The 22208-nt window shown below is 64.5% G+C and carries 21 protein-coding genes; 10 read left to right on the top strand and 11 right to left on the bottom strand.

Features of this window, described 5'->3' with window-relative positions:
- Positions 1 to 74: 74 nt before the first annotated feature.
- The 6 genes from FQ705_RS31430 to FQ705_RS31405 form a co-directional block, all read right to left on the bottom strand.
- On the bottom strand, positions 75 to 707 hold the full coding sequence (locus FQ705_RS31430) for a DUF938 domain-containing protein (protein ID WP_144148498.1): 633 nt from the start codon (positions 705 to 707) through the stop codon (positions 75 to 77).
- A 38-nt stretch (positions 708 to 745) separates the two neighbouring features.
- Complete coding sequence (locus tag FQ705_RS31425) at positions 746 to 1351, bottom strand: pyridoxamine 5'-phosphate oxidase family protein (protein ID WP_144148921.1); 606 nt, start codon at positions 1349 to 1351, stop codon at positions 746 to 748.
- A gap of 95 nt (positions 1352 to 1446) precedes the next feature.
- Positions 1447 to 2316 carry an NAD-dependent protein deacetylase gene (locus FQ705_RS31420; RefSeq protein ID WP_144148496.1) on the bottom strand — a complete coding sequence of 290 codons (870 nt, stop codon included), beginning with the start codon at positions 2314 to 2316 and terminating at the stop codon, positions 1447 to 1449.
- A gap of 60 nt (positions 2317 to 2376) precedes the next feature.
- Positions 2377 to 2526 (bottom strand): oxidoreductase-like domain-containing protein, encoded by a 150-nt coding sequence (locus tag FQ705_RS31415; RefSeq protein ID WP_260854692.1) that lies wholly within the window; start codon positions 2524 to 2526, stop codon positions 2377 to 2379.
- A 144-nt stretch (positions 2527 to 2670) separates the two neighbouring features.
- Positions 2671 to 3435 carry an SDR family oxidoreductase gene (locus FQ705_RS31410; RefSeq protein ID WP_144148492.1) on the bottom strand — a complete coding sequence of 255 codons (765 nt, stop codon included), beginning with the start codon at positions 3433 to 3435 and terminating at the stop codon, positions 2671 to 2673.
- A gap of 267 nt (positions 3436 to 3702) precedes the next feature.
- On the bottom strand, positions 3703 to 4950 hold the full coding sequence (locus tag FQ705_RS31405) for a D-amino acid dehydrogenase (protein WP_144148490.1): 1248 nt from the start codon (positions 4948 to 4950) through the stop codon (positions 3703 to 3705).
- Positions 4951 to 5303: 353 nt separating this feature from the next.
- On the opposite strand from FQ705_RS31405, the gene FQ705_RS31400 reads away from it, so the two are divergent.
- Positions 5304 to 6188, top strand: a complete 885-nt coding sequence (locus tag FQ705_RS31400) for a polysaccharide deacetylase family protein (protein ID WP_144148488.1) — start codon at positions 5304 to 5306, stop codon at positions 6186 to 6188.
- 17 nt (positions 6189 to 6205) lie between these two features.
- Here FQ705_RS31400 and FQ705_RS31395 read toward each other — a convergent pair whose 3' ends face one another.
- Together FQ705_RS31395 and FQ705_RS31390 are read right to left on the bottom strand one after the other, a co-directional pair.
- Positions 6206 to 7615, bottom strand: coding sequence for a DUF2252 domain-containing protein (locus FQ705_RS31395; RefSeq protein ID WP_144148486.1), 1410 nt, complete (start codon positions 7613 to 7615; stop codon positions 6206 to 6208).
- A 91-nt stretch (positions 7616 to 7706) separates the two neighbouring features.
- Complete coding sequence (locus FQ705_RS31390) at positions 7707 to 8708, bottom strand: hypothetical protein (RefSeq protein WP_260854677.1); 1002 nt, start codon at positions 8706 to 8708, stop codon at positions 7707 to 7709.
- 384 nt (positions 8709 to 9092) lie between these two features.
- On the opposite strand from FQ705_RS31390, the gene motA reads away from it, so the two are divergent.
- The 4 genes from motA to FQ705_RS31370 all read left to right on the top strand — a co-directional run bounded on the left by motA (position 9093) and on the right by FQ705_RS31370 (position 12142).
- On the top strand, positions 9093 to 9962 hold the full coding sequence (motA, locus tag FQ705_RS31385; RefSeq protein WP_144148484.1) for a flagellar motor stator protein MotA: 870 nt from the start codon (positions 9093 to 9095) through the stop codon (positions 9960 to 9962).
- Between the two features lie 14 nt (positions 9963 to 9976).
- Positions 9977 to 10963: a flagellar motor protein MotB gene (gene motB, locus FQ705_RS31380; RefSeq protein ID WP_144148482.1), complete on the top strand. Its 987-nt coding sequence runs from the start codon at positions 9977 to 9979 to the stop codon at positions 10961 to 10963.
- A 61-nt stretch (positions 10964 to 11024) separates the two neighbouring features.
- Entirely contained in the window at positions 11025 to 11708 is a 684-nt protein-coding gene (locus FQ705_RS31375) for a Pr6Pr family membrane protein (protein WP_144148917.1), read from the top strand.
- 158 nt (positions 11709 to 11866) lie between these two features.
- A complete protein-coding gene (locus FQ705_RS31370; protein WP_144148480.1) occupies positions 11867 to 12142 on the top strand; it encodes a CsbD family protein in 276 nt (91 codons plus the stop codon).
- Between the two features lie 90 nt (positions 12143 to 12232).
- Here FQ705_RS31370 and FQ705_RS31365 read toward each other — a convergent pair whose 3' ends face one another.
- The 3 genes from FQ705_RS31365 to FQ705_RS31355 form a co-directional block, all read right to left on the bottom strand.
- On the bottom strand, positions 12233 to 13048 hold the full coding sequence (locus FQ705_RS31365) for an exodeoxyribonuclease III (RefSeq protein ID WP_144148478.1): 816 nt from the start codon (positions 13046 to 13048) through the stop codon (positions 12233 to 12235).
- Between the two features lie 24 nt (positions 13049 to 13072).
- Entirely contained in the window at positions 13073 to 13303 is a 231-nt protein-coding gene (locus FQ705_RS31360) for a hypothetical protein (protein WP_144148476.1), read from the bottom strand.
- Positions 13304 to 13435: 132 nt separating this feature from the next.
- Positions 13436 to 15568: a D-(-)-3-hydroxybutyrate oligomer hydrolase gene (locus FQ705_RS31355; RefSeq protein WP_144148474.1), complete on the bottom strand. Its 2133-nt coding sequence runs from the start codon at positions 15566 to 15568 to the stop codon at positions 13436 to 13438.
- Between the two features lie 143 nt (positions 15569 to 15711).
- On the opposite strand from FQ705_RS31355, the gene FQ705_RS31350 reads away from it, so the two are divergent.
- The 5 genes from FQ705_RS31350 (at position 15712) to FQ705_RS31330 (ending at position 22152) form a co-directional block, all read left to right on the top strand.
- Positions 15712 to 16455 (top strand): (2Fe-2S)-binding protein, encoded by a 744-nt coding sequence (locus FQ705_RS31350; protein WP_144148472.1) that lies wholly within the window; start codon positions 15712 to 15714, stop codon positions 16453 to 16455.
- Between the two features lie 13 nt (positions 16456 to 16468).
- The gene (locus FQ705_RS31345) at positions 16469 to 17470 is read left to right on the top strand and encodes an FAD binding domain-containing protein (protein WP_144148470.1); all 1002 of its coding nucleotides are present in this window, start codon (positions 16469 to 16471) and stop codon (positions 17468 to 17470) included.
- Positions 17467 to 19689 carry a xanthine dehydrogenase family protein molybdopterin-binding subunit gene (locus FQ705_RS31340; protein WP_144148468.1) on the top strand — a complete coding sequence of 741 codons (2223 nt, stop codon included), beginning with the start codon at positions 17467 to 17469 and terminating at the stop codon, positions 19687 to 19689. Before FQ705_RS31345 ends, FQ705_RS31340 begins: the two co-directional genes overlap by 4 nt.
- Before the next feature lie 269 nt (positions 19690 to 19958).
- Positions 19959 to 20549 (top strand): NTP transferase domain-containing protein, encoded by a 591-nt coding sequence (locus FQ705_RS31335; protein WP_144148465.1) that lies wholly within the window; start codon positions 19959 to 19961, stop codon positions 20547 to 20549.
- A 130-nt stretch (positions 20550 to 20679) separates the two neighbouring features.
- Positions 20680 to 22152, top strand: a complete 1473-nt coding sequence (locus tag FQ705_RS31330; RefSeq protein ID WP_144148464.1) for a UdgX family uracil-DNA binding protein — start codon at positions 20680 to 20682, stop codon at positions 22150 to 22152.
- The last annotated feature ends 56 nt before the right edge of the window (positions 22153 to 22208 follow it).

The raw sequence follows: 22208 nt of genomic DNA, 5'->3' as shown, positions 1-22208 counted from the left end.
GACGTCGAGGATGAAAGGATAAAAGAAATGCCAGCTTGCCGCTCGTTAGCGGGCAACGGGCGGCCGAACCTCGATCAGACCTGCGACGCGTCCATGCGTTTCCTGAACACGAGACTGAAATTATTGGCCGGCATGGCGATCGGCTCATCACAGACCAATCCCACCGACGCGCCCAACGCTATCACGGCCTCCATGTCGCGCACACCCCACGAAGGGTCGCGGCTGCGCAATTGCTGATCGAACGCCTCGTTGCTCGGCGAAGTCTGCGTGCCGCCACGTTTGTAAGGGCCGTACAGGCACAGTACACCGCCCTCGGCAAGACGGCGGCTCGCGCCCGCGAAAAGCGCCTCGGTCGCGCTCCACGGCGAGATGTGGATCATGTTGATGCAGACCACGGCGGCGAGCGCGTCCACGCCCCAGTCTGCCTGATGCACGTCGAGGGCAAGCGGCGCGCGTACGTTCGGCAGCCCCTCGTGCGCGATCCAGGCTTCGATCGACGCACGTGCTTGCGCGTCGGCGTCGCTCGGCTGCCAGTCGAGTCCCGGCATCGCGGCAGCGAAGCAGATGGCGTGCTGGCCGGTGCCGCTCGCGATTTCGAGCACTTTACCCTGCGCCGGCAGTACGCTGCGCAGCACGGCGAGGATCGGTTCGCGATTGCGTTCGGCGGAAGGCGAACGTTGCCGTACCGCCGGAAGGGAATCAGTCATGTTCAGCTTGTCGATGAGCCGATGCGTCGGCTCGGGTTTCAGTACAGGGTGGTGCGCACGCGCTCGTCGAGTTCGAGGTCGTAAGTCCTGGCGTCGAAACTCGCACCGTTGATGCGCCGGTGAATCTCGCCCGCACTCGGCAGCCGCGAACGTTCGACGTGATGCGCCGGATCCCACAGTTTCGAACGCACGAGGGCTTTCGAGCAGTGAAAGTACACCGAGTCGACGTCGATCAGCAGCACGGTGCGCGGGAGTTTACCTTCGACAGCGAAACTGTCCAGCCACTGCGGATCGGTGGTAATGCGGCCGCGACCGTTCACCCGCAAACTTTCGCCCACGCCGGGAATCACGAACAGCAGCGCGAGGCGCGGATCGACGATGATATTGCGCAGACTGTCGAGGCGATTATTGCCCGGCCGATCCGGCAACGCGAGCGTGCGTTGGTCGACGACGCGCACGAAACCCGGCGTGTCGCCGCGTGGTGAGCAATCCAGTCCTTCCGGTCCGGAAGTGGCGAGCACGACGAACGGCGCGATTTCGATGAAAGCGCGGTAGTCCTCGTTGATGTAAGGGATCTCCTTGCGAATCGCGCGCTCGTGCGGCTGGCCGTAGAGGGTTTCGAGTTGGTCGATCGTCGTCAACATCGGCGTGTCCATCGTTTTCCCTGTCAGAAAGAAGCTGCAGTCGTTGCTCGCCGGCGGTGCGTGACGTGAGGCGCGATGCGAACGGCGCGGCCGGCTCAATCCAGCGCCAGACGGCCGGCCAGCGCGCTCAGCGTATCGGCGCAAGGCGCCGCAAGTTTCAGCGACAACAAAGGATCGGCACGCGTGCGCCCCAGGTTGATCGCCGCGATCGGCTTGCCCAGCTTTTGCGCCCAGACGCAGAACCGGTAGCCGGAGTAGACCATCAGCGAAGAGCCGACCACCAGCACGGCATCCGCCGCGTCGAGCGCATGCGACGCCGCTTCGACGCGCTCCTTCGGCACGCTCTCGCCGAAGAACACCACAGCCGGTTTGAGCAGACCGCCGCAATTCGAGCACGCCGGCACCTGAAACGCGGCGAGGTCGTGCCATTCCAGATGCGCGTCGCCGTCTGCGGCGGTCTCGGCGGTCACGTTCAGGAGCGCGGGATTGTCGGCTTCGAGAGTCTGCTGGATCGCTGCGCGCGAATGCTGCATGCCGCAATCCAGACACGTCACACCGTCGATGCCGCCATGCAGTTCGATCACCTCGTGGCTGCCCGCGCGCTGATGCAGGCCGTCGACATTCTGCGTGACCAGCGTCGGCACGTGGCCGGCCGTTTCGAGCCGGGCGAGTGCGACGTGCGCGGCGTTCGGTTCGGCGCGCGCCACCACCGGCCAGCCGACCATGCTGCGCGCCCAATAGCGCTGCCGCATGGCCTGGGTGCCGAGGAATTCCTGCAAGGTGATGGGCGGCGAGCGCTTCCATTCGCCGTTGTCGTCGCGATAGCCTGGAATGCCGGAATCGGTGCTGATGCCCGCGCCCGTCAACACGAACAGGCGCGGATGACGCTGCACGAACTCATGGAGATCGTCGAGCGTGGGGGAGTCGGTGAACGGTTCGATCGGGGCGGGCTGGGGGTCGGTCATGACGGGTCATGGTGGGGACGGCGGCTGCGCCGTGGCGCACGCGACGTCGCGCGTTACCGTTTAACGAGGCGCGCGTTGCCGTTTTTTCGGCGCGTGCCTCGTTTGCCACTCGGCGAGCGCGATGCGATAACGCTCGAGCGCTTCATCATAGCGATCGAACACACAGGGATTGCAGCCACTATGACAACAATCTTCGAGTTCGGGCTGCACGGGCGGCACCGGTTGCGGGTCGTCCTCAGGTGTGGCTCGGGGCACGGCGGATTGCGTCACGTCGAGGCAGGAAGCGCTCAGTATATGTTGATCGTGAGGGATCGTGCTCGCGTCACTGGTGCGACGCGGCTCCGACCTCGCGCTTCAACCCCGGCCGATGTAGGGCATCTTGCTGGCCATGATGGTCATGAACTGCACGTTCGCGGACAAGGGCAATTCCGCCATATGCAGCACCGCGTCGGCGACGTGCCCGACGTCCATCAGCGGCTCGACCGCGATTTCGCCGTTCGCCTGCGGCACGCCGCGCGCCATCCGCTCGGCCATCTCGGTGGACGCATTGCCGATATCGATCTGCCCGCACACGATGTCGTACTGGCGGCCGTCGAGCGAGACGGCTTTCGTGAGGCCCGTGATCGCATGCTTGGTCGCCGTGTAGGCGATGCTGTTGGGGCGCGGCGCGTGCGCGGAAATCGAGCCGTTGTTGATGATGCGCCCGCCACGCGGACTCTGCGTTTTCATCAGACCGAAGGCAGCCCGCGTACAAAGAAATACACCGGTCAGATTGGTGTCGACCACCGAGCGCCATTCGTCGATGTCGAGTTCGTCGATATCGACAGGCGAGCCGCTGCGGCCCGCGTTGTTGAACAGCACATCCAGCCGGCCGCGCCGTTCACGGATAATGTCGAACAGGGCTGCGACGCTGTCGGCGTCGGTAACATCGCATGCCACGGCCAGCGCATCGCCACCGAGCGATTGCGCTTCCTGCACCACCGCGTCGAGCAGGGCCTGACGACGGCCGGACAGCACGACGCTATAACCGTGTTCCAGCAGCTTGAGCGCACAGGCGCGTCCGATACCACTGCCGGCGCCCGTCACCAATGCGACTTTCTTGATTCCCGTTCCCGTCACAGCGCGTCTCCTTGTTGTCCGGACTGGCTGTTCGCGAGCGCGCCGGATGCCTGACCCGCCGCGGTGCACGGCGTCACGACATCGATCGGTGTGGCTTCAACCCAGCACCCGGTCGTCCGGCTTTGCGAACAGCGACATCATAGCCGCCGCGGCGGACCGTTCGGGTCGGCGCATATTCATGCCCTTTCCGTTGTTCGTCTCCTGCAATAAACGTTCCCCGGAAGTGGCCGGTGGACTGCTGCCTGTGAAACGGACTGTGGCTCGCGCTTATCGTTGCCATGCATAGGCGCCAGGATCGAGCGGCGGCTTACGCCCCGCGATCGCATCGGCGATCACGCGCGCGCTGCCGCAAGCCAGCGTGAAGCCGAGCGCGCCGTGCCCCGTGTTGAGCCACAGGTTGCGATATGGCGTGGCACCGATCAGCGGCTTGCTATCCGGCGTGGCGGGCCGATGGCCACACCAGGTGTGCGCTGCCGCGTAATCGCCGGCCTCGGGAAAAATTTCTTGCGCCTGACGCTTGAGCAACGCAAGGCGGCGCTCGCGCTGAGCCACGCTGCCGCCCGTGATCTCGACCATGCCCGCAATCCGCAAGCGGCCGCCGAGCGGCGCATACACGACCTTGCGATGCAGATCCGTGACGCTCACGCGCGGCGCGTGAGCCGACGCGCCGTCGATCGTCAGGCTGTAACCGGTGAGTGGATAGATCGGCAAGCGCATGCCTAACTCGTGCATCAACGGTGCGCTGCCGTTGCCTAACGCGAGTACGAAGGCCTCCGCGCCGATCTCGCCTCGAGGCGTGCGCACGGCCACTGCCGTGTTGCGCTCCATCACGATCGAGTCGACTGGCGTGTCGTAGTGAATCGCCACGCCGTAGCGCGTGGTCAGCACGCGGGCGAGCGCCGTGCTGAACGCATGACAATCGCCCGCTTCTTCCGATGGCGTGTGAATGCCGCCGGCCAGCAGCGGTCTCGCGCGTTCGAGAGCGGGCTCGAGCGCCACGCAGGCGGCGGCGTCGAGCGCACTTTGTTCGGAACCTGCGGCCTGCAAAACGGCCATCTTGCGGCTCGCGGCATCGAAGGCCTGGGGATCGCGGTAGACGACGAGTTTGCCGTTGCGTACGTAGCTGAAGTCGATCGATTCGCGTTGTACGAGATCGTGCAGGACCTCACGGCTCAAGGCTCCCAATTGCAGCATTTCGATTGCCGTCTGGCGGGCGCGGCTCGCGCGGCAGGCGAGGAGAAACGACAGACACCAGCGCCATTGATGCGGGTCGAGCCGCGGCACGAAACGCAACGCGGAATCGCTTTGCAACAGCCACGCCGGCAGATGCGGCAACACCGAGGGATCGGCCAGCGGCGCGACATAGCTATAGCTCAGCTGACCGCCATTCGCGAAGCTCGCTTCGAGCGCCGCGCCGTCGCGGCCTTCGAGAATCGTCACGTCATGGCCGTCGCGCGCCAGTTGATAGGCGCTTGTCAAACCCACTACGCCTGCACCCAGTACACACACCCGCATAACAATCCCGCCTCGATGAAATCGTTCAGCCCCGAGTGTGGCGCAACGAAATGCGGGTATCAAATGAGCAGATGCAAGCCTGTATAACTCAGGGTTAAGTCGTGACCGCCGCTCAGGCCTTCATGCGAAGTGCTCGACGCGCGACGGATTGCGGGTGGCGACCGGGCGGAACGAAACGCTGCGTCTTTCAGCGTGCTTTCATTCGTCGCCTGAGGCTGGGCGCCAGCACGTCGCGGCACGCATCAATGGTATCGTTCGCTGTTGCGCTGCGGTGCTGCCATGTCGTCGATGGCACCATGCGCGCGCGGCACGGCCTTCCCGGGACGGAGGAAGGAAGACAGAAAGCACGCTTGATGAACCAACGCCCTTCGCCGCCGCCCGGCGCACCTACTACCGCCTCGACCCCAGCCGCCTCTGCCGGAGCGCCACACCGCTGGCCGCGCACGGGCTATCCCGCGATGCTCACGATCACGGCCGTCTGGCACGTCGCCATTTTGGCCGCCTGTCTGGTCGCACCCGCCGAGTGGCTTTGGTGGCTCGCCGCAATCTTCGTGAATCACGCGATTTTCACGGTGGCCGGCTTGCTGCCGCGCACTTCACTGCTCGGCCCGAACTGGACGCGCCTGCCTGAGCACGCGCATAACGCGGATGCACTCGCGCTCACTATCGACGATGGACCCGACCCTGTCGTCACGCCCCAGGTGCTCGACCTGCTCGACCGGCTCGGCGTGCGCGCCACCTTCTTCTGCATCGGCGCGAAGGCGCAGCGTTATCCCGAGATCGCCCGCGAGATCGTCGCCCGTGGCCACGCGCTGGAAAACCACTCGCAGTTTCACGTGCACACATTCTCCGTGACCTTGCCGGGCGCGCTGACCCGCGAAATCGACGCCGCGCAGCGCACGCTCGAAAGCCTGAGTGGCGAGCGGCCGATGTTTTTCCGCGCGCCGGCCGGCTTGCGCAACCTCTTTCTCGAACCCGTGCTACGCAAACTCGATCTACGACTCGTGGCGTGGACGCGGCGCGGCTACGACACGCGCGAGCGCGATCCGCAAGTGGTTGCGCAGCGGCTGCTCGACGGCCTCGCCGCGCGCGACATCCTGCTGCTGCATGACGGCAACGCCGCGCTCACGGCACAGGGCGAGCCCGTGATCCTCGCCGTGCTGCCACAGGTAATCGACGCCGCGCGCCGGCAGCAGCTGCGCTTCGTGACGCTGCGCGAAGCGCGCGTCGGGAACTGAAGCGCCAGGCCCCGGCGCTACACGCGAAAATCCGCGGCCATGTCCTCATCCGTGCGGGCGTCCAGTTCACCGCTGCGGCACGCCTTCAGAAATACGTCGTAGTCACGCTCCACCTGGTCCGCGTAGGCCGTCGCGTAACCGGTCAGCGCTTCCGCGAACTGATCGCCGCGCCCGATATACGCGCTGATTTCGATCGCCTGACCGCTCGACTTGGCATGCGCGCGCGCCATGATCCAGCCGCACAAGCGCGCATACCCTTCGAGCACATCGTTGTCGAACAATTCGATGTTCGCCGAGAGTTTCATGTCGCGCAGTTGGCGGAAATAGAAATGACGTCCCGCGGGGCCGCTCGCCCAACCGAGAAAGATATCGCTGGCGGCCTGCAGCATGCGTTGCCCCTGCACCACGCGCTCGCCCTCGTGCCTGACCGGCGCTGACTTGTAAAACTGCGCGATCACCGAAGGCCGCGCTTCCTTGATCTGAATGAAGAGCGGCTTGCCCATATGATCGACGTTCAATAGCACGAGGCAACGCGTGCCCACGCTGCCCACGCCCACCACCTTGAAGACCAGGTCCTGCGCAGTGAAATGGCTCAGCAATTCACGGCGGTCGTGCGACATGGTCTTGAGGTAATCCGCCCACATGCGTTCCAGCAGTTTTCGCCAGTGGCCGATGTTGAACCAGTCGTCTTCGGGCGAGAACAGCGTGTTGGCGCCGTGCACATGGAACATGCCCGGCGGCGCATCGCGAATCATCCAGTGACTGCCGTCGAATTCGGCCATCTTCTCGAGCAGACTTTCATGAGTACGGCTTGCCGCCTTTTCCATGCCGCGCCGAACCGCGCGACGACGCTCCGGCGTGAGCGCCGTCTCCGCCATCAGCTCGAAGGTAATGCGGTCGTACCAGAGTTCGAGCGCGCCGCACTGCGCATACTGCGCCATACGATCGCGATAGACCGTGGCGGCGGTCATCACCAGATGCTCCGCGGTGCCGCGGCTCAGGCGCATGTGACGCGCGGCGACGACGAAGCTCGCAGTCAGGCGCTTCAGGTCCCACTCGAATGGGCCGATCGACACCTCGTCGAAATCGTTCAGGTCGAAGACGAGTTGCCGCTCGGGCGTGGCGAAGCCGCCGAAGTTCATCAGGTGGCCGTCGCCGCAGATCGGCATGGTCAGGCCAGTGTCCTGCACGGTGCTGAGATCGCGAGCCTGCAGGATTGCGGTGCCGCGAAAAAACGTGAAAGGCGACACCGCCATGCGTCCGTAGCGCAGCGGCACGAGATTCTGCACGCGGCCTTCGCTGCTTTGCTTGAGCAGTTCGATCGGGTTACGGTCGAAATCGCCGGCCGCTCGATGACTCGACCGTTTCGAGTGCTCGCGCGCGGCACGGCCACGCGCTTCCCGTTCGGCGATGGTGCTGGCTTTCATGCGCTTCTCCGTGGTTCCTGTCAATCCGGACTATCGGTTCGAGAGACTGCGGGGGCTGCCACGGCAACGCGGCACGACGGACACATGCGTGTCACCAGCGATAGCCCACGCCGCCGAAAATCACATCCGAGTCGCGATCGTAGCGCGTCACCACGCGATTCCATTCGAGGCGTGCGTCCCAGTGTTCGGTCAGGCGATACGAACCCGCGATGGTGATCAGACCGGAGAATTTCCCCGCGCCCGGACCGGGCGTCTCACTGTTTTCATTCTCGTTGATGGCGTAATACGCGCCGACACCCAGACCCAGCGTGACCTTGTCGTTCAGGAATGCACGGGTGGCCCACAACTGACTCGTCAGGCCGTCGCGGCGTGCCGCCTTGCTGCTGCCTTCGTGCAGATAGCCGAGCGTCACATCCAGATATTTGGCAAGGCCGCGCCGGTACTCGATCGCTCCGCCCAGTGCAGACGGCGAGCTGGTCGAATTGACGATGGTTTCGCCGAGATACAACGCCACCTCGTTGTTGGTGACGTTGTGCGTGCTGCCGCTCGCCCAGTCGCGCGGACCGGGTGAACCGGGCGCGTCCAGCTGGTAGCCGACGCCGAACATCACGCTGGTCGCGTCCGGGCCGCGCTGAACGTGCACGCGGTTCAACTGAAGCTGCGTGATCCAGCGGCTCGATGCGTAGTAAGCAGCGCGCACGCTATACACGACACCCCAGCCATGGGTATCGGAATAGCTTCCGCCTTGCGTGGCGGTGGTGGTATCGAAGTACCGATAGGGACCGACGCCCGCTTGGAGAACGAACTGCGGGCTGCCGAGCGGAATGCGGCCCCACAGTTGAAGCAGTTGGCCGTCGCGATGATGATCGGGGATATGCCCTTCGTTGAGCCAGCTAAAACTGGCTGCGAAGTATTGGCCGAGACCTTCCTGATAGTTGAAGGCCCACGTGTAGGTATTGGTACTGCCCGCTCGCGAAGCACCGCCGAAGAGCGAAAACTCCTGGGCGTTACCGAGCGCCGGAGCGCACAACAGGGAAAGACTGGCGGCCTTGAAAACCAGCCGGCGGCGAACCGCGGGATTGAGATTCCACATGCTGCTTGCCTCTCGGTTTGATTCGATGGGGCTGCCGGCAATGCTGATTCAGCCGCCATGCTAGCAGACCGATCGGTAAAAAGGGGAGGCAATCCGTTTGGCGTGTGCAACCGCAGAGTGACCATTTGTTTTTAGCCAGGCGATTAATCGTTGCAACGACAACGATTCAATCTGTCCAATACACATCAAGACAAAATTACCGGATTTTGTTAAATGGGGTAACCGATTAGTGAATTTTTACTTTTTCATCGCGGCAGGCACTTCAGCATGGGCGAATTCAGCCGTTTACCCATACAGGGAAAACTTTGATGCCGCCCGCAGGAATTCCCGCAATTTGGGGCACGTTCTGAGCGGAGCGCGTCGCGCGAGCTAAACGGAGAAAGTATGTTTGTGGCAATCGGCTGGATTTTGGTAATGGCTTCCGTGATAGGCAGTTTTGTCGGCGTGGGGGGTCATCTGCTTGCGCTCGTTCAGCCGTTCGAACTGCTCTGCATTTTCGGCGCGGCAATCGGTGCGTTCGTCGTGAGTAATCCGACTTCCACGCTGAAGAAAACCCTCAAGGCGATTCCTTCGTGCTTCAAAGGCGGCGGCTACACCAAGGAAAAATATCTCGAACTGATTGCGCTGCTTTACGAGCTGCTTCAGAAAGCCCGCAAGGAAGGCATGATGTCGCTGGAAGTCGACGTCGGTGCGCCGGAAGAAAGCGTGATCTTCCAGAAGTATTCGCACGTGCTGGAAGATCATCATCTGCTCGACTTCATCGTCGATTATCTGCGCATGATGTCCGGCGGCAACGTGAACGTGCTCGAAGTGCAGGACCTGATGGATGAAGAACTGGCCACGCATCACGCGGAGTCGTCGGTTGCGGCCAACGCGATCCAGAAGATGGCCGACGGCCTGCCGGCCTTCGGCATCGTCGCCGCCGTGATGGGTGTGGTCCACACCATGGGCTCGGTCGGCGCGCCGCCCGCCGTGCTGGGCGAAATGATCGCCGGCGCGCTGGTCGGCACCTTCCTCGGCATTCTGCTCGCGTACGGTTTCATCGGCCCGGTCGCCGATCTGCTCAACGCCAAGGGCCGCGCCGAAGCCAAGCCTTACCAGTGCGTGAAAGCCGTGCTGCTCGCTTCGCTCTCCGGCTACGCGCCGCCGATCGCGGTCGAGTTCGGCCGCAAGGTGCTGTTCACCGCCGACCGTCCGAGCTTCCAGGAACTCGACGACGCCGTGCGTGCCACCAAGATGCCGAAGTCGGCCTGACGCGGAGCGGCACGATGACCGAAAGAAAGTCACGCTCCTCGCAGACGGAAACGCCGGCGCCGGTAATCGTGCGCCGCTCGAAAAAGGGCGGCGATCACGAAGCGCATCACGGCGGCGCGTGGAAGATCGCGTACGCCGACTTCGTCACCGCGATGATGGCGTTTTTTCTGTTGATGTGGCTGCTCGGTTCCACCTCCAAGTTCGAGAAGCAGGGCATCGAGGATTATTTCAACACGCCGCTGTCGAGCCTGCTCGGCGGCAACGAAGGCACCTCGGTGTCACGTCCGAGTGTCGTGCAAGGCGGCGGCCGCGATATTTCGGACACGCGGCCCGGCGAAGGCAAAAAGATGCAAACCCAGCCGACGCCGCCCGGCACCATCGCACCGACCGTGCCGCCGGCTGACACCGCCCGCCTCGAACAGCTGAAAGCGAAGCTGACCACGCTGATCGAGCAGAACCCCGCATTGAAGGCGTTCAAGGATCAGATCCGCATTTCGATCACCGCCGAAGGCCTGCGCATCGAAATCGTCGATTCGCAGAACCGGCCCATGTTTCCGTCGGGCAGTTCGAAATTGCAGCCCTACGCCGTCACGATCCTCACGCAGATCGGCGCAGCGCTCAACGACGTCGAGAACCGTGTTTCGATTGCCGGCCATACGGACGCGGTGCCCTACACGGCCGGACCGGAAGGCTATTCGAACTGGGAGTTGTCGTCCGAGCGCGCCAATGCGGCGCGCCGCGCGCTGGTGAGCGGCGGCATGCATGGCGAAAAAGTCCTGCAGGTGCGCGGCCTCGCCGACGTCCTGCCGTTGAACAGCAATGTCGCCGACGAACCCACCAATCGCCGCATCAGCATTCTCGTGATGAACAAGGCGGCGGAACTGGCGTTTTTCCACGATGGCGGCCGTACTTCGATCGACGAAAGCACGCCGGCGAGTTCGACGATTCCCGCCGTGGTGGAGCGTCTGCAGCCGGTGACGGGTTCGCACACCACGCCATAGTCGTTTATCGACGTTTTTGCGCATGCTGCAAAACGATTCGGGGATGGCTAGAATCGTTCGCATGCGCCCTACTCTTCCTCAGCAGCGGGAGCCCGAGCTTCCGCTGCACACGCCCAGTGTCTCGTCGGTCACGTTGGCGGCCATCATTGCCGTCATCGCGTGGGTGTCCATCGTGGCGCAAGCCGACGTGACGATCGACCGGACGCTTGCGCGCGGCCTGACCGTGTTCGACGCGTTCGCGCGCATGAGCAGTTACCTCACCAATCTCACCGCCCTCGCCTGCGCGCTGTGTTTCACCTGCGTGGCGCTGCGCGGCAATCGAGCGCCCCTCGTGCGGTTTTTCCGGCAACCGACTGTCGTGACCGCCGTGGTCGTGTACATGGTGTTCGTCGGCATCGCCTATAACGTCTTGCTGCGCGGCTTGTGGACGCCCACGGCGTTCAGGCTGCTGCTCAACGAGTCGCTGCACAGCGTACTGCCGATGTCGTGCGCGCTTTATTGGGTGTTATTCGTGCCGCGTTTCCATCTGAAGTGGCGGCACGGACTGTGGTGGCTGGTCTATCCCATCGTCTATCTCGGCGTCACCTTCTGGCGCGGCAGCCTCTCCGATTTTTACCCCTATCCTTTCATCAACGTCGAAGAGCTCGGCGTGCGACACGCCGTCGTCAATTCCGCGCTGCTGTTCGGCGGATTTCTGATGCTGATGGCGGTGTTCGCCGGCATTAATTATCGACGACGCCGCTGAGCAAGCCATCGCAAGAGCCTGCTCGCGGGCGCGCTTCTTGCGCCCTGTCCCATGGACGCGAGCCGCTCCGTAACGGGCGCGGCGCACGCGAAACCGTGGTGTGGGCGCATTGCAATTGCAAACGGCTCGCACGTAAATATGACAAAAGGAGCTTCGGTATGGACACCAATTCAGCGGAAGGCGCGGTGAAGGAAGTCGCAGGCAAGGTGCAGAGCGCAGTGGGCGACGTGATGGGCGACACCAGCGCGCAGTTGGCCGGCAAGGCGAAGGAGCTGAGCGGCAAGGCGCAACAGCTTTGCGCGAGCACTACGAGCCTGGTCCGCGAGACGACCGCCGAGAGTCCGTTCACCACCCTCGCGGTCGTGGCGCTCGCCGGCTTTGTCGCCGGCGCGTTGTGGTCGCATGGCGCGGCTGATCGGGACTATCGCCGGTAATTTTCAGCATGGGCCGGTACGGGCGATTCGCGCGACGCGGTCGCCCTGTCCGCGCATTCGTCAGCGGAATGTACCGAGCGTAGTGACGGCTCAGGAAGCCGTGCTCTTTTTGCGCCGTCCGGCGCCCATTTCCAGCTCGACCCACGTCGGCGCGTGATCGCTTGCATGCGGCTCGCCACGCACCCATCGGTCGACACCCGCGTCGCGCAATCGCGGCGCCAGGTCGGCGCTGAGCAGCAGATGATCGATGCGTAGACCCGAGTTCGTTTCCCAGTGCCGGCGGAAATAGTCCCAGAAGGTGTAGATCCGCTCGTCGCCGACATGAGTACGGAGCGCGTCGGTCCAACCCTGGGCCAGCAGGCGCTGATAGCGCTCGCGGCTTTCAGGTTGCAGCAGGGCGTCTTTCAACCAGGATCGCGGGTTGTAAATGTCTTCGTCGGTCGGCACGACATTGAAGTCGCCCGCGATTATCACCGGATGGCCGCTCTTGAAGAGCCTGGCCGCATGCTTGAGCAGATGGTCGAACCATGCGAGCTTGTAGTCGAACTTGGGCCCAGGCCGCGGATTCCCGTTGGGCAGATACAGGCAGCACACCAGCACGCCGCCGACAGCCGCTTCGAGGTAGCGGCTGTGCGTGTCGTCCTCGAAACCGGGCAGACCCCGACGGCTTTCGAGCGGCGCTTCGCCTTTGGCCAGGATCGCCACGCCGTTCCACGCACTCTGGCCCTGCCATACGGCAGCGTAGCCCGCTTCGCTGAGGGCGTCGACGGGAAAGGCGCTGTCCACCGCCTTGAGTTCCTGCAAGCAGACGATGTCCGGCGCTTCACGCTCGAGCCATTGCAACAACGCAGGCAAGCGCGAACGGATTCCATTGATATTGAAGGTCGCGATGCGAAGCCGGGCCATCGTCGTTCTCCCTCTTTTTACGTGCTATTTCGCCGCTGGAGTCGCCATCGCGTCGCACCACTCCATGGCCCACGATTTCGCGCAGGAAATTGCGTCGGCTTCATTGGAGAAGGCGTCGATGTCGCCGGAATCGTGCGACTGCACGTGCGCGTTTTTACGCGGCACGTGGGTGATCTTCGCTCTGGCGTAGTAGACGCCCTCATCCGCGTGACGGGCGCGGCAATCGATATGAAAATGCCGGTAGTCGAACTGCATTCGCTCTCCTTTGAACGCGCGTTGCCTGAACTGCAATAGCATCGCCTGTACCCGGAGCCGGGCCGACAACCGCGAAGACGCGGCGGCGGCCCGAGCAGGTCCGCTCGCAAGCGAACATTGGCGCCGCCGGCATTACTCCGGCACGTTCACCGCGCCATTGGCCACGGTGATCGCGTTGGCACCCGGACTCGCCGCGATCGCCGGCAGGTTCGCGGTGGTCAGTGCGGGCGCCGCGCCCGCCGTGCCGCCGCGCGGTGTCGTGTGAATCACCTGTGACGGCGGCAACGGCGTGCCGTTCTTCAGATGGCTCCACATGAGGTTGAGCGCCTGAAGATTGTAGTAGTGCAGCGGAATGAAGCGCGTGTCGAATCCGGCCACGCCCAGGAAGGCGTCGAAATGCTGACCGTTCGTCACCTCATAGAACGACAGCTTGCTCGCGCTTCCCTCGGTCAGCTGATTGAGTCCGAGATACGGACGCGACGCGTGATTGATCGGCACCAGCGCGTCGGCCCGGCCTTGCACGATGATAGTGGGCTTGCCGTGCAGATTCGCATTCACGCGGATCGCTTCGACGCTGTTGGTCAGCGTGCCGCTGGTCCACAACGCACGCAGACAATTCGCGCCGGCGAAGCTGGCGTCCGCCGTGGCGAAACGATGATCCGCCGCGCCGCTCGCGCCCGCGTTGTAGACCAGGTTCACGCCATTGGTCGGCGGCACGCCGTTGCCGTTGCCGAATACCGTGAGCATCGGCGAGACGGCGGCTGTCACGCCGGCCGCACCGGCCGCGCTCGTGGTGCCGAAACTGAAAGCGCAGAGGTTATCGGCGACACTCGCCCTGGCGTACGCATCGGCATAGGTCACGGCGACGGCCGGCACCGCTTGCGAGTCCCACATCGGTGCTTGCAGCACATCGGAATCGGTCTCGTAGCCGTTCTGATGCAGTAGCGCGAGCGCATTGCTCGCCTGCGTGGTCACATCGCTGCCCGCGATGATGTTGCTGGCCGCAAGCGAGGCGCAACGCGCCGTGCGGATCGCCGTGGTCGTGGCCAGCGGCAACGCACTCAGATACGGTGCACCCGCGGCCGCCGGCGCGAGCGCCGCGCAGGGTTGCAGCAGATTGGCGAGCGTCATGTAATCGGCGAGCGGTTTGCCGAACGCGCCGACCGGCGTGCCGCCCTGCGCCACCGATACCTGCGCGGGCAAGCGCAGGTTGATTTGCGGCTCGCCCACCACCACGGCCGTAATGAGCCCCGACGTATCCTGCTCCGCCGCCGCGAGCGACGCACCGCCGCCATTGCTCACCGACGCCGCGATCGTGGTGATGCTACCGCTCGTATAGCGCACGATGCGCGTCGAACCGTTGAGCGTGCCGTAGGCGTCATTGAGCGCCCAATACGCGAACTGGATCGCCTGCAAGGTGTTCTTGCCCCAGTCCTTCTCCGGATTCTGTTGCGAATGCGCGTGTTTGAACGCGTAACGGTTTGGGAACTGGCTGTTGAAAGTGGCGAGATTGCTGCTGCCCAGGTTAGCCGTGAAAAGGCTGGCCTTGCCCGCCGCGCCGGCATCCTGCAGCGTGCCGTCGATCAAGGTGACGCGGTTGGTGGCCAATTCATGCGCACCGTTGCCGCTGCCCTTGTCGGTATAAGCCACTGCGCAACCGCGCTTGAGGCCCCACTCGCCCGCGGCCGAAATCGCGCCGTACACGCCGCGCGATCCCGATGACGTCGCGGTGACGATGCACGGCTGGCCCGGATTGAAGCTCGCTGGAATCTGCACCAGCATGCTGACGTTCTGCGCGCCGCTGCCGTCGTCGGCGAAGGCCAGATACTCTTTCCCCGCAATCATGCCTTCGCCGAGCGTGTCGTTGCCGTTCAGATCGACATTGGGTCCCCAGAAGCGCCCGTAACCGCCGTTCGTCGTCATGTCGACGAGCGCGCGGTAGTTCGACCAGATCGCGAGGCGCCGCAATTCGGCGGCGTTCGGTTGCGCGGCATTGGCAATCGCCGGGGCCGTGGCCGACGCGAGGCCGGTTTTACCGAGGCCCGCTGTCAGCAGGTCGTCGCTACTGCCGTCGTAAGTTTTAGTCGTCACCGCAGTCTTGATGAAAGCCGGCAGCACGTTGGCCTGCGGCGGTAGCGTCAGGTCGTCGCCGCTGTGGCAGCCGGCCAGCATCGCGGCCGCGACCGCCATGCCCAGAGCAGTCGCAAGAGTTCGCGCCGGCAACGCCCGGCTGAGCGCCCACCATCCTCGTTTCGCTGATGTCATCTTTGCTGTCTCCGTGTTTTTTGAATACGGTTGTGTATGCAGCGGCACCTTAATTGCTGGACCATGTCGAATCACACGCAACGTTTCGGATACCGACGCAACGCTAGCCTGCATCGACCTTTCAACGGAGTCAACAAAACGTCATGTCTACGACCAGAGATTGTCAGGATTCGAGCAGCGCGCCCGAGTCTGAAGTCGAGTCCACCCCACCCCAGCCTTCACGCCGACGCTTTCTGCAATCGGCGGCGGCCGCCGCCACGGTGGGCGCGGCGCCTCATCTGCGAGCGCAAACTCAAGCGCCGCCCGCGCCGCCTGCGCAGATGCCACGAGCCGTGCCACCACAGCCGGTCACGCTGACCGTCAACGGTCGCGCTTACACGTTGCAACTGGAGCCGCGCGTCACCTTGCTCGACGCCTTGCGCGAATATGCCGGGTTGATGGGCACGAAGAAAGGTTGCGACCGCGGACAATGCGGCGCCTGCACCGTGCTGGTCGACGGCCGCCGCATCAATGCCTGTCTGACGCTCGCGGTGATGCACGAAGGCGAGAACATCACGACCGTCGAAGGACTGGCGAGCCAGAACACGCTGAGTCCGATGCAACGCGCCTTCATCGAACACGATGCGTTTCAGTGCGGCTACTGTACGCCCGGGCAGTTGTGTTCCGCGACTGCCCTGCTCAACGAATTCAGGAACGGTACGGCCACCATCGTGACGGCCGACGTTCGTACCCGTGCGCCGCAACTCTCCGACGACGAAATCCGCGAACGCATGAGCGGCAACATCTGCCGCTGCGGGGCGTACGTGAACATCGTGGCCGCCGTGCGCGCCGTACATGATGCGGGCGGGCAAAGCGCCAGCGTCGACATCAACGCCAACCTCACCTGACGGAGCGGCCAGCATGGATGCGATCTCTTACGAACGCGCCGGCGATGTTGCGAGCGCGGTGCGCGCGGGGCAGCAACCCGGCGCGGTGTTCATCGGCGGCGGAACCAATCTGCTCGATCTGATGAAAGGCGGTGTGGCGCGGCCCGTGCGGCTGATCGACATCACGCGCATACGCGGGCTCGACATGGTGACGGCGCTGCCCGATGGCGGCATCCGCATCGGCGCTCTCGTGCGCAACAGCGATGCCGCCAATCATGCGTTAGTGCGTGAACAATACCCGTTGCTGTCGCAGGCTTTTCTGTCGGGGGCCTCGTCGCAATTGCGGAATATGGCGACCGTCGGCGGCAATCTGCTGCAGCGCACGCGCTGCGGTTACTTTTACGACACAGCCTTCACGCAGTGCAACAAGCGCATGCCCGGCAGCGGCTGCGCGGCGCTCGACGGCCACAATCGAACCCACGCGATTCTCGGCGCGAGTCCGCAATGCATTGCCGTGAATCCGTCGGATATGAGTGTTGCTCTCGCGGCGCTCGAAGGTGTGGTTCGTGTGAGTGGTCCGGCTGGCGAGCGGACTATTCAGTTTGCCGATTTTCACCGGCTGCCCGGCGATCGGCCCGACGTCGACACCACGTTGCAGCCAGGCGAGTTGATTACCGCCGTCGATCTGCCACCGCCGCTGTTCAGCGCGCACTCGCACTATCTGAAAGTCCGTGACCGTGCCAGTTACGCATTTGCGCTGGTCTCGGTGGCAGCCGCCTTGCAGATGGACGGCGAGCGCGTGAAGACCGCGCGCATCGCGCTCGGCGGCGTCGCACACAAACCCTGGCGCGCGAGTATGGCCGAGCAGATGCTCAACGGACAGCCGCTCACCCAGGCAACGCTGAAACACGCCGCCGCTGCCGCGTTGAGCGAAGCCCGGCCGCAACACGACAATGGCTTCAAGGTGCAACTCGCGCAACGCGCGATCGTGCGTGCAGTCAATCAGGCCGCAGGGCGCGCCGGAGGTGTCGCATGAATCTGATCGGTCAACCCATTGACCGCATCGACGGTCTGCTTAAAGTCACCGGCGAAGCGCGATACGCAGCCGAGTTTCCCGAAGCACGGCTCGCGCATGCGGTGCTCGTCACCAGCACGATTGCACGCGGCAGCATCGCCTCGATCGATGCGAGCCGCGCGCAGGCGCTCCCCGGCGTGCTACTCGTAATGACGTATCTCAACGCGCCGCGTCTGCCGAACGGTGGACGCCCCGCGCTCGCGCCGCCGGCCGGACGCCGTTTGTCGCTGTTGCAGGACAACGAGATTCACTACAGCAACGAGCCGGTGGCGGTGGTCGTCGCCGACACGCTCGAACACGCGACCGATGCCGCGCACCAGTTACGCATCACGTATCAGAGCAGTCCCGCGAAGGTGGATTTCGCACAGGCCAAACCGAACGCACATGCGCCAATCAAGCCGCAAGGACGGCAAACCGACACGCAGCGTGGCAGCTTCGAAGACGGCATGAAGAACGGCACCGTGCAGGTCGATGAAATCTACACCACGCCGATCGAGCATCACAATCCGATGGAGCCGCACGCCACCATGGCCCATTGGGACGGCCCGCAGCTTACGCTCTACGACTCGACCCAAGGCGTGAGTGGCGCGGCGACGGCGGTGGCCAAAACGTTCGGCATGTCGCCTGCCGACGTGCGCGTGATTTCGCCATTCATCGGCGGCGGCTTTGGTTGCAAGGGCTCGTCGTGGTCGCACGTGGCGTTGTGCGCGATGGCGGCGAAACAAACCGGGCGCGCGGTGCGTCTCGCGCTCGAACGGCCGCAGATGTTCGGCCCGGTCGGCGCGCGTCCGCGTACGGAGCAGCGCTTCGTGATCGCCGCGCGCGAGGACGGCACCTTGACCGCGATGCGTCATGACAGCATCTCCAATACGTCGACGATCGAAGATTGGACCGAGACCTGCTGCATGGTCACGCGCATGTTGTATGCCGTGCCCAACCAGCTCACCACGCACCGCATCGTGCCGCTCAATCTCGGCACGCCGACCTTCATGCGCGCGCCGGGCGAAACCACCGGTTCGTTCGCGATCGAATCGGCGATGGACGAGCTCGCCGTCGCGCTGCGCATGGACCCGCTCGCGCTGCGTCTAAAAAATTACGCCGAGGCCGATCCGCAGGAGAACAAGCCGTTTTCGGGCAAGTCGCTGCGCGAGTGCTATCAGATCGGCGCGGAGAAATTCGGCTGGTCGCGACGCAGCGCGGCGCCGCGCTCGATGCGTGACGGCAACACGCTGATCGGCCTGGGCATGGCGACCGCCACCTATCCGGCCAATCGCAGCGAAGCCGCAGCGATCGCGCGAATTTTGCCGGACGGCACGGCGATGGTGGCGTCGGGCACCCAGGATCTGGGTACCGGCACGTACACGGTAATGACCCAGGTGGCCGCCGATTCGCTCGGCTTCGCGCCGGAAAACATCCACTTCGCGCTCGGCGATTCGTCGCTGCCCAAGGCGCCGGGCTCGGGCGGTTCGCAGTCGGCGGCAAGCGTGTCGCCGGCCGTGCGCGATGCGGCCACGCAGGCGCGCAGCCAGTTGATCACGCTTGCGCTCGCCGATCAGGCGTCGCCCGTCTACGGCATCGCGCTGGAGGACATCACGGTGACGAACGGCTGGGTCACGAGCCGCTCGCAGCCGACCAGGCGCGATCCGGCGGCGGCGATCATTGCGCGTGCAGGTGGCCAGCCGATCGAGGCGACCTCGACCGTCAAGCCCGGCGACGAAAAGCAGAAGTACTCGTTTCACTCGTTCGGCGCAGTGTTCGTCGAGGTGCATGTCGACGCCGAGCTCGGCACGATCCGCGTGCCGCGTGTGGTGGCGGTGTACGACGTGGGGCGCGTGCTCAATCAGAAGACCGCGCACAGTCAGTTGATGGGCGGCCTCGTGTGGGGCGTGAGCGCCGCGCTGCAGGAAGAGACCTTGCTCGACACGCGCTACGGGCGCTTTACCAATGCCAACCTCGCCGAGTACCACGTGCCGGTGAATGCGGACATCGGCGCGCTCGATATCAGCTTCATCGACCGGCCCGACCCGCATATCAACTCGCTCGGCGTGCGCGGGATTGGCGAGATCGGTATCACCGGCGTGGTGGCCGCGATTGCCAATGCGGTGTATCACGCGAGCGGCGTGCGGGTTCGCGATCTGCCGATCACGCTCGATAAGGTGATGGGCACGATGCAGGTGTGAAGCGTCGGCGTTTCGCGATGACGAGGTCGCTGCTTTGATGCGATGCGGCGTGACACGCTTCTGGTGGGCGGCTCAGGCGCTGGTCAGTTGGTTTCTCAGGCGCGCCGCATCGCCGTCGCCCGCTCTGGCCGCGTCGTATCGCTGTCGCCCGTTGGCACGCCAGGATAGGGGGCGAGGGCGCGGCGCGCGCCACACGTATCGATTCGCGCTTGCCTGTGGGTGCGTTGCAACGCACAATCGGTTTCATCTTTTGCTACCGGTGCCTGCCCATGGCCTACGCCTCGCTCGCCACTGGCGTCCTGCTCGCCGCCGGCTTCGGTTCGCGCTTCGATCCGGATGGCCTGCACAACAAATTGCTCGCGCGCATGCCCGATGGCACGCCGGTCGCGCACGAGGCGGCGCATCGACTACTGCGGGTGGTGACGCGCGTGTTGGCCGTGGTGCGGCCGGGTTCGGAGACGCTGGCGCGTCTGCTGAACGACGCCGGTTGCGACGTGGTGTTCGCGCCGAACGCGCAACGCGGCATGGGTGCGAGCCTCGCCGCCGGGATCGAGGCGAGCGCAGACGCCGAGGAGGGCTGGATCGTCGGCCTCGCGGACATGCCGCGCATCGCCACGGCGACGATCGAAGACGTGGCGCGCGCGCTCGACGGCGGCGCTTCGCTGGTCGCACCGTTTTATCAGGGGCAGCGTGGTCATCCGGTGGGCTTCGGCATCGAGCATCGCGACGCCCTGCTCGCGCTCGACGGCGATACCGGCGCGCGCTCGCTGTTCATGTCGCAATTCGTGACGCGGCTGGATGTGGACGACGCGGGAATTCTGCGCGACGTCGATACGCCGGAAGATTTGCGCAACGTCTAGCGGGGCTTGCCGCTGAGCGTTGACGGCCCGCTTGATCCCCAACGATGTTTGAGCGCATACTGTATATCCATACAGTATTTTGTCCGCATGGACCGGTGCGCGAAATGGCGCGCCGCCACGGCGCGTCCGCATGAAAAGCATTTCGATCGACCCGTCTTTTGCCGCCTGGCGCCGCGCGGCGCGGGTTCTGCTGCGGCAGAAAGTCGAGCCGGCGCAGGTCGAATGGCAGGAAGGCGAAGAGGCGGCGGAGAGTGGGATCGACGGTGGCGGTGGCGGTGGCGGTGGCGGTGGCAATCACAGTGTCAGTGGCCCCGATAGCGCCCTTCCCGCGCCTGCTATTCCTCGCGAACTACTTGCCCGTCTGAAAACAGCCGCCTGCTTTCGGGCGCCCGACCGTTGGGCGCTGCTCTACCGCATCCTCTGGCGCTGGACCCACGGCGAGCGGCATGTGCTCGACCTGGACGACCCCGACGGCGCGCGGCTCGCCGAACGCATCCAGTCGGTCGAACACGAAACCGACGACCTGCTGCTACTCACGCTGTTCAGACGACGCGATCCATCGACGATGGGGCTGCCGGAATTCGTCGGCTGGTACGAGCCGCGTCATGATCTGCTGGAGCGCGCTGCTGCCCGTTTCGCAGCGAGCATGGGCGATTCCACGTGGATGCTGGCCACGCCGCAAGGCGCGGCATTCTGGAACGGCATGCTGCTGCGTATCGACCGGCCGTTTACCGAAGAAACCGGGCACGCCGGGCGGGTCTTGCCGGCCAGCGCCATGGCTGGCGAAGCCGTCACTAGCGAACCGACCGAAGCCCTCTGGCTGGCTTATTACGCGAGCGTTTTCACTGGCGCGACGGCGCCGGTGCCGCTGCGCTACTGGCGCACGCCGGCCGCCGGTCCGCCCTTGCCCGGGCATCTCGCGCACGACCGTAGCCGGATCGGCGCGCAGCGCGGCACGGTCACTGTGCCCGCCACACCGCCGGTCGAATATTCAGCGCTGACGCCGCCATTGCGCGAACCCGCCGGTCCGCTTGCCGCCTGCCGGCGCTGCGCGTTGTGGCGCAATGCGCAGCAGGCGGTCGCGGGCGTCGGGCCGGCTCAGGCGGCGATCATGGTGGTCGGCGAGCAGCCGGGTGAAGACGAGAACCAGCATGGCGAGCCTTTTACCGGACCCGCCGGTCAATTGCTGGACGCCGTGCTCGCGCGTGCAGGCCTCGAACGGACGGCGCTGTATCTGACTTACGCCGTCAAACATTACAAGTGGGAAACCCTGGACCAGCAACGCGTGCACCGCACGCCCGCCCACCGTGAGGTCGAGGCTTGTCGGTACTGGCTGGAGAAGGAGCTTGCGCAGGTTGCGCCGCATGTGGTCGTCACGCTGGGGGCGAGCGCGCTGAAAGCGCTGACCGGCGCGCACGTCAATCTGTCCGAATATCTTGGGCAGACCATCCAGCATGGCGATAGGCTGATCGTGCCGACGTGGCATCCGTCGTATGCGTTGAGAACGGCGGATGCGCGGTTGCGCGAGGATATCGTGGGGAAGATCGTGATGGCGTTTGAGCGGGCGGCGAATGCCATCGCAGGCAGACACTACCTCAGGTGAGTATTTACGGGAACCTCAAAGCAGCCAACGGTGAGTCTATTCAGGAGCGCGCCCAG

Origin of the sequence: Paraburkholderia sp. BCC1884 (assembly GCF_900996225.1) — a bacterium.
In the GTDB taxonomy this organism is placed as follows: Bacteria; Pseudomonadota; Gammaproteobacteria; order Burkholderiales; family Burkholderiaceae; genus Paraburkholderia.
Note: the sequence above shows the minus strand (reverse complement) of the source record. Positions and strands in the feature narration are given on the sequence as shown.

Bases quoted from the DNA above. Each gene is read 5' to 3' on its own strand.
- FQ705_RS31355 (WP_144148474.1), bottom strand. From the start codon at position 15,568: ATGACATCAGCGAAACGAGGATGGTGGGCGCTCAGCCGGGCGTTGCCG.
- FQ705_RS31360 (WP_144148476.1), bottom strand. From the start codon at position 13,303: ATGCAGTTCGACTACCGGCATTTTCATATCGATTGCCGCGCCCGTCAC.
- FQ705_RS31350 (WP_144148472.1), top strand. From the start codon at position 15,712: ATGTCTACGACCAGAGATTGTCAGGATTCGAGCAGCGCGCCCGAGTCT.
- FQ705_RS31375 (WP_144148917.1), top strand. From the start codon at position 11,025: ATGCGCCCTACTCTTCCTCAGCAGCGGGAGCCCGAGCTTCCGCTGCAC.
- motA (WP_144148484.1), top strand. From the start codon at position 9,093: ATGTTTGTGGCAATCGGCTGGATTTTGGTAATGGCTTCCGTGATAGGC.
- FQ705_RS31390 (WP_260854677.1), bottom strand. From the start codon at position 8,708: ATGTGGAATCTCAATCCCGCGGTTCGCCGCCGGCTGGTTTTCAAGGCC.
- FQ705_RS31335 (WP_144148465.1), top strand. From the start codon at position 19,959: ATGGCCTACGCCTCGCTCGCCACTGGCGTCCTGCTCGCCGCCGGCTTC.
- FQ705_RS31365 (WP_144148478.1), bottom strand. From the start codon at position 13,048: ATGGCCCGGCTTCGCATCGCGACCTTCAATATCAATGGAATCCGTTCG.
- FQ705_RS31395 (WP_144148486.1), bottom strand. From the start codon at position 7,615: ATGAAAGCCAGCACCATCGCCGAACGGGAAGCGCGTGGCCGTGCCGCG.
- FQ705_RS31370 (WP_144148480.1), top strand. From the start codon at position 11,867: ATGGACACCAATTCAGCGGAAGGCGCGGTGAAGGAAGTCGCAGGCAAG.
- FQ705_RS31345 (WP_144148470.1), top strand. From the start codon at position 16,469: ATGGATGCGATCTCTTACGAACGCGCCGGCGATGTTGCGAGCGCGGTG.
- FQ705_RS31330 (WP_144148464.1), top strand. From the start codon at position 20,680: ATGAAAAGCATTTCGATCGACCCGTCTTTTGCCGCCTGGCGCCGCGCG.
- FQ705_RS31430 (WP_144148498.1), bottom strand. From the start codon at position 707: ATGACTGATTCCCTTCCGGCGGTACGGCAACGTTCGCCTTCCGCCGAA.
- FQ705_RS31400 (WP_144148488.1), top strand. From the start codon at position 5,304: ATGAACCAACGCCCTTCGCCGCCGCCCGGCGCACCTACTACCGCCTCG.
- FQ705_RS31425 (WP_144148921.1), bottom strand. From the start codon at position 1,351: ATGTTGACGACGATCGACCAACTCGAAACCCTCTACGGCCAGCCGCAC.
- motB (WP_144148482.1), top strand. From the start codon at position 9,977: ATGACCGAAAGAAAGTCACGCTCCTCGCAGACGGAAACGCCGGCGCCG.
- FQ705_RS31420 (WP_144148496.1), bottom strand. From the start codon at position 2,316: ATGACCGACCCCCAGCCCGCCCCGATCGAACCGTTCACCGACTCCCCC.
- FQ705_RS31340 (WP_144148468.1), top strand. From the start codon at position 17,467: ATGAATCTGATCGGTCAACCCATTGACCGCATCGACGGTCTGCTTAAA.
- FQ705_RS31405 (WP_144148490.1), bottom strand. From the start codon at position 4,950: ATGCGGGTGTGTGTACTGGGTGCAGGCGTAGTGGGTTTGACAAGCGCC.